The 6,206-nt window shown below is 72.8% G+C and carries 7 protein-coding genes; 5 read left to right on the forward strand and 2 right to left on the reverse strand.

Translation table 11 applies throughout. The annotated features are described in order from the left end of the window. Positions 1–45: 45 nt before the first annotated feature. The gene (locus ACY1JF_RS26015) at positions 46–975 is read left to right on the forward strand and encodes a dihydrodipicolinate synthase family protein (protein WP_462707678.1); all 930 of its coding nucleotides are present in this window, start codon (positions 46–48) and stop codon (positions 973–975) included. 23 nt (positions 976–998) lie between these two features. Continuing rightward, positions 999–2,477, forward strand: coding sequence for a sialate:H+ symport family MFS transporter (locus ACY1JF_RS26020; RefSeq protein WP_462707679.1), 1,479 nt, complete (start codon positions 999–1,001; stop codon positions 2,475–2,477). A 118-nt stretch (positions 2,478–2,595) separates the two neighbouring features. Here ACY1JF_RS26020 and ACY1JF_RS26025 read toward each other — a convergent pair whose 3' ends face one another. Continuing rightward, a complete protein-coding gene (locus ACY1JF_RS26025; protein ID WP_462707680.1) occupies positions 2,596–3,474 on the reverse strand; it encodes an SDR family oxidoreductase in 879 nt (292 codons plus the stop codon). Positions 3,475–3,733: 259 nt separating this feature from the next. Between ACY1JF_RS26025 and ACY1JF_RS26030 the strand changes: the two genes are divergently transcribed. Together ACY1JF_RS26030 and ACY1JF_RS26035 are read left to right on the forward strand one after the other, a co-directional pair. After that, a complete protein-coding gene (locus ACY1JF_RS26030; protein WP_462707681.1) occupies positions 3,734–3,913 on the forward strand; it encodes a hypothetical protein in 180 nt (59 codons plus the stop codon). Between the two features lie 124 nt (positions 3,914–4,037). Beyond that, positions 4,038–4,508 (forward strand): ATP-binding protein, encoded by a 471-nt coding sequence (locus ACY1JF_RS26035; RefSeq protein ID WP_462707682.1) that lies wholly within the window; start codon positions 4,038–4,040, stop codon positions 4,506–4,508. A 78-nt stretch (positions 4,509–4,586) separates the two neighbouring features. Here the strand turns inward: ACY1JF_RS26035 and ACY1JF_RS26040 are convergent, their stop codons facing one another. Then, the gene (locus ACY1JF_RS26040) at positions 4,587–5,330 is read right to left on the reverse strand and encodes a YqjF family protein (protein ID WP_462707683.1); all 744 of its coding nucleotides are present in this window, start codon (positions 5,328–5,330) and stop codon (positions 4,587–4,589) included. A 108-nt stretch (positions 5,331–5,438) separates the two neighbouring features. On the opposite strand from ACY1JF_RS26040, the gene ACY1JF_RS26045 reads away from it, so the two are divergent. Continuing rightward, on the forward strand, positions 5,439–6,206 hold a 768-nt coding region (locus tag ACY1JF_RS26045), incomplete at its 3' end, for a pyridoxal-phosphate dependent enzyme (protein WP_462707684.1).

A 6,206-nucleotide genomic window follows, 5' to 3' on the forward strand; every position in this document is an offset into this window, starting at 1 on the left:
CGTCCTATGTCCCTTTGATGGGGATATGCAAGACCTGGAGCACCCATGCCTCTTCCCGCGTCCCTGCGAGGCGTCATCCCTCCGGTCCTCACCCCGCTGACCCCGGCGGGGGAGGTGGACACCGCCTCGCTGCGCCGGCTCGTCGGTCACCTGATCGGAGTCGGTGTACACGGCGTGTTCCTGCTCGGTTCCAGCGGTGAGGCGGCCTGCCTCACCGACGCCCAGCGGCGCACCGTCCTGGAGACGGGCGTGGACGCCGTGGCGGGACGTGTCCCCGTGCTCGCCGGGGTCATCGAGACGACCACGCCCCGGGTGCTGGAGCGGGCCGCCGACGCCGTCCGGGCGGGCGCCGACGCGCTGGTCGCCACGGCCCCCTTCTACGCCCGCACCCATCCCGTCGAGATCGCCGGCCACTTCCGGCGCGTCCGCGCCGCCGCCGACCGGCCGCTGTTCGCCTACGACATCCCGGTCGCCGTCCACACCAAGCTGCCCCGCGAGGTGCTGCTCGGCCTCGCCGCCGACGGCACCCTGGCCGGACTCAAGGACTCCAGCGGCGACGAGGGCTCACTGCGCCGGCTGCTTCTCGACCCACGCCGCCGCACGCCCGGCTTCTCCGTGCTCACCGGTTCGGAACTCACCGTGGACGGCGCCCTGCTGGCGGGCGCCGACGGCGTCGTGCCGGGCCTCGGCAACGTGGACGCCCACGGCTACGTACGCCTCCACGAGGCCGCCACCGCCGGGGACTGGGACCGGGCCAGGGCCGAACAGGACCGGCTGGCCGCCCTCTTCGCGCTCACCGAGGCGGGCGACCCGGCCCGGATGGGCGCCGGTTCCTCCGCGCTCGGCGGCTTCAAGGCCGCGGCGCACCTGCTCGGCCTCATCGACTGCCCCGCCACCGCCGCACCGCAGGTCCCGCTCGACGGGCCGGCCGTGGACCGCGTCCGCGCCTGCCTCGTCGCCGCCGGTCTCCTGTGACGCCGACCCGCATCGGAGCCGCCATGCCGTCCGCGCGCACCCCCGCCGCTTCCGCTCCCTGGTACCGGGAGATCACCCGGGAGAAGTGGAAGTCCTTCTTCGCCGCCTGGATCGGGTACCTCCTGGACGGCTTCGACTTCATCCTGATCACCCTGGTCCTGACCGAGATAGCCGACGACTTCGGCCTGAGCGCCGTGGAGTCCGCGAGCCTGGTCTCCGGCGCCTTCATCACCCGCTGGCTCGGCGGCGCGGTGCTCGGCGCCCTCGGCGACCGGTTCGGCCGCAAGAGCGCCATGGTGGCCAGCATCCTGCTGTACTCCGTCGGCACCTTCGCGTGCGGCTTCGCCTGGGACTACACCAGTCTGTTCACCGCCCGGCTGCTGATCGGCATGGGCATGGCGGGGGAGTACAGCGCCAGCGCCACCTACGTCCTGGAGAGCTGGCCGGCCCGGCTGCGCAACCGGGCCTCGGGCTTCCTGATCTCGGGTTTCTCGCTGGGCGGGGTCCTGGCGGCCGAGGTCTACGAGCACGTGGTGCCCGCCCACGGCTGGCGCTGGCTGTTCTACATCGGCCTGCTGCCCGTGGCCGTCGCCCTGTGGGTGCGCCGCGCCCTGCCCGAGGCCGACGACTGGGAGGAGCGGGTGGGCGCCGCCGCCGAGCGGCCGAGCCCCTTCCGGCCGTTGTTCACCGGACGGCGCCGCGCCGCGGTCAACGCCGCCCTGGTGGCCGTCGCCACGGCGTCGCTCTTCGCGGTGTTCACCCCGGCCGGCACGGGCCTGGTGCCGGTGCTGTCGGTCATGGCCGCGGGCTGTCTGACCGCGTTCGCCGTACAACTGGGCGGACGGCGCCGGTGGCTGCTGCTGGTCGCGCTGTGCGCCACCGTGTTCTGCGCGTTCCTCTACAGCTGGCCGGTGCAGGCCCTGCTGCCCACCTACCTCAAGACCGAGCTGGGCTTCACCCCGCAACAGGTCAGCGACGCGCTCTACTTCGCCGGGTTCGGCACCATGGCCGGCTGCGTCGCCGCCGGATTCCTCGGCGACCGGTTCGGCACCCGCAGGACGTACGGCTGGACCCTGCTGGCCGGGACGGCGTTCGTCTTCCCCGTCTTCGCGGTCCGGGACAGCCCGGTCGTCCTGGGGCTGCTGCTCTTCCTGATGCTCGCCTGCATGCAGGGCATCTCCGGGCTGCTGCCCAAGTACATCGCCGGGCACTTCCCGACCGAGACGCGCGCCGCGTCGCTGGGGTTCACCTACAACGTGGGCGCGCTGGGCGGTGCGGTGGCCCCGGTGCTGGGCGCCCGCCTCGCCTCCGGGATGCCTCTGGGCCAGTCGCTCGCGGTGCTCACCTTCGGACTGACCCTGGTGGTGATCCTGCTGATCGGCTTCGACGTCCCCGGCCGGCTCAACCGGCTGATCGACCCCGAGGCCGTACCGGACCACCTCGTCGCCGGGGCGGGGCCGCGGCGGGGGAAGGAGGGGCCCCGCCCCGGCGTGCGACAGTGACGTACGCCGGGGCGGGACCCTCGTACGGAGCGCGGCCACGGTCCCCGCACCGCTTTGCCCGGACGGACCCGGCGCGGCCCGGCTCCGCGGGCGCCCGCCCGGCGGGCGCCCGCACCGGTCACGGCAGCGGCGTGCCGCCGGTCGCGTTCACGATCTCGGCGGTGATGTACGACGCCTCCGGCGAGGCCAGGAAGACGTAGGCGGGCGCCATCTCGGCCGGCTGGGCCGGCCTGCCGATGGGGGCCTGCTTGCCGAACTCGGCGGTGTCCGGCAGCGTCGCGGGGATCAGCGGGGTCCACACCGGCCCCGGCGCGACGGCGTTGACCCGTACGCCCCGGTCGATCACCATCTGGGCCAGCCCCTGGGTGAAGGTGACGATGGCCCCCTTCGTCATCGCGTAGTCGAGCAGGTGGGGACTGGGCTTGTACGCCTGCACGGACGCGGAGTTGATGATGCTGCCGCCCTCGGGGATGTGCGGCAGCGCGAACTTCGTCAGCCAGAACATCCCGTAGAGGTTGGTGCGCATCACCCGGTCGAACTGCTCGGTCGGGATCGTCTCGATGCCCTCGGGCCGCGCCATCTGGTACGCCGCGTTGTTCACCAGGATGTCGATGCGGCCGAACGCGTCGACGGCACGTTCCACGACGGACCGGCACTCGGCCTCCTCGCGGATGTCGCAGGAGACGGGGATCGCGCGGCGCCCGGCGTCCTCGACCCACCGGACGGTCTCCGCGGCGTCGTCCTTCTCCTCGTCCAGGTGGGTGAAGAGCACGTCGGCCCCCTCGCGGGCGAAGGCCAGCGCCACCGCCCGGCCGATCCCCGAGTCCCCTCCGGTGATCACGGCCTTGCGGCCGTCGAGCCGTCCGCTGCCCCGGTAGGACTCCTCACCGTGGTCCGGCGGCGGGTCCATGGGGCCGGTCCAGCCGGGATGGGGCTGGTCCTGGGCGGGGAACTCGGGCTGCGGATGCCGCTGGACGGGGTTCTGCGGCTGATTCACGGTACGGCTCCTTCCTGTTCGCGGAACCCCGGGTTCCCGCGCCGGACCTCGGGAAACGAACCGGCACCGGGGCAGGCGCCACCGCCGGCGGCGTCGTGACCGCCATGTGATCGGCGGCGCCTTGCCGTACCAGCAGTAACGAGATCATCATTCGAGGTGAGAGCCTCAGGCAACTTCCGAGGCCGTCACCCCTTGCCGCGGCCCCCGAGGTCCCGTCGTGTGTGGTCCGCGGTGTCTCCCTTCTCCCCAGGAGTCCCGCATGCAGTCCTTGAACCAGCCTCTCGAACAGGCGCGTGAGGAGTACGAGTCGCACCGGCGCGCCTGCCGCCAGTGCCGCGCGGACGCGGCGCCCTGCCCCGCGGCCAAGCATCTGAGACGCGTCTACAACAACCTCGCCCGCGCGGCCCGTCCCCGGCCGTCCGCCCGCGCGGCCTCCTGACCGCCGCGTGAAGGGTCCCGTTCCCGCGCGGGGGTGACCGGGGGCGGTCCGGGTCTGATGGTTCCGGCCTTTTCTGGGTAGACGGCTGCCGTAGCGGTCAGAGCTCAGGAAGCGGGCGGATCGGATGAACAAGGCTGCCCAGGACGGGGTCGCCCAGAAAGGCGACCGGCTCCAGGACGGACTGGCCTGGATGTCGGCGGCGTACCAGGGAGTGCCGGGCGACATCGCGCGGGCGCGGGAGACGGCACGTGCCTTTCTGGCCCGGCTGGAGGAGGACCACGGGTACCGGGTGCCCGACCGTGCCGCGCAAGCGGTGCAGCTGGTGGTCAGCGAGCTGCTGACGAACGCCTGCAAGCACACGTCCGGCCCGGCCCTGCTCGGCCTCGAACTGGTGGGCGACCTGGTGGAGATCACGGTCCAGGACAACGATCCGGGCCTGCCGGTGGCCCGGGCCGCCGACCCGGCCCGGGTCGGCCAGCACGGACTGGAGATCGTCATGGCCGTCTGCCAGGACTTCGAGGTGTACCGGGAAGCGGTGGGCAAGAGGGTGAAGGCCACGGTACGGCTCACCGACGCCCCGCGCGGCGAGCGGTGACCGGGGCACCGGCCGGGAGGAAGCGGCGGCCCCGGCGGCGGCCGTCCGCGGCCGGCCCCGGGACACCACCGGCACCCCTCAGGGCGTGGGGACGCCCGCCGACCGCGCCGGCCGGCCGAAGCGGACCGGCACGCCGGGGGAGTACAGCACACTCACCGGCGGGCCCTGGGGCGCCGGCAGGCCGCCCGCGGCCGGCAGGTTCTCCTCGCGGCTGAGCGACTCGGCCCGGTTCAGGGGCCACCGGGGGTGGACGCCGGGCAGATACGCCGCCCCGCCGAAGAACGCGTTGTGCATGCCCCAGCGGGCGGTGAGGAAGTGCTCCGACTCCGTGGGTTCCTCGACGCGCTCGCCCCTTCGCACGGCGATGCGGCTGAACGCGCCGCGCGGCCCCGGCCGGCGGCGGGCGCTGGTGTAGGTGACGACGTCACCGGTGGGGCGGACCCTCGTCCGGGACCACAGGTACGGCAGCCGGAAGCCGGCCCGGCCCGTCACCACGGGCAGCGGCCGCGCGGCGTCCATCGACGGGAACACCACTCCGAGCCGGCCGTGCGCGTCGACCGAGTACAGACGTACGTTCGTCTCCGGGAACGAACCCGGATACGGCACGCCGGGCAGCCCGAGCCAGCCGACCCGGTGCGTACGGCAGGCCACGGGACCGGCGTAGGTGACCCCGTCGTGGGGGTCGGGAACCGTCCCGCGCGGCAGCAGCGGCGCCACCACCTCCGGCGCGAGCGCCCAGTGCGGGAAACAGAGGCCGAGCCACCGCTGGGCGAGCGGGGGGAGGGGAACGGCGCCGGGGGTGACGGCGGCGGGCTTCTGCACCCCTCCGGCACGGCAGAGCGGCCGGTGCCCGGGACGGGACGAGGCTTAGCGCCACGTGTACGTGGAAACGACTACTCCCGAGCCATCGTCGCAGCGGGGGGTCCCGTCATGAGGTACGACAGCATCACGGAGGCGATCGGGAACACGCCGTTGGTGCGGATCGATCCGGCTGTGCACGGGCTGCGTCATGTCGACTTGTTCGCGAAGCTGGAGATGCTCAATCCGTTCGGGTCGGTGAAGGACCGTCCGGCGTGGCACATGGCGCGTCCGCATCTGGAGGCGGCGGTGGCCGGTGGGGGCGGGGGGACGGTGGTGGAGCTGTCCAGTGGTAATACGGCGAAGGCGCTGGCGTTGCTGGCGGGGTTGTACGGGTTGCGGTTCAAGAGTGTGACGAACCGGATGCGGGTGCCGGAGATCAAGGAGTTGTTGCTGCTGCTGGGGGCGGAGATCGAGGAGTTGCCGGGGCGGAGCGAGTGTCTGGATCCGGCGGACACGGACGATCCGCTGACCCGGTTCCATCAGGCGTTGTCGGAGCCGGGTGGGGGGCATCTGCACACGGATCAGTATTTCAATCCGTTGAATGTGCGGGCGCATGCGGAGGGGACGGGTCCGGAGATCGTGAAGGATCTGGAGGGGCGGGTGCCGGACTGGTTCGTGGCGTGTGTGGGGACGGCGGGTTCGTCGACGGGGGTGGCGCGGGTGTTGCGGGAGCATGATCCGGGGGTGCGGGTGCTGGGTCTGGTGGCGGACAAGTCGGATTTCATTCCGGGGATCCGTACGATCGACGAGGTGCGTCAGGTGGGGTTGTTCGATCCGGCGACGTATGACGTGATGGCGTCGGTGACGTCGGGTGAGGCGATCGAGGGGATGGTGACG

The sequence above is a fragment of the Streptomyces sp. SYSU D01066-1 genome (genome assembly GCF_054956795.1).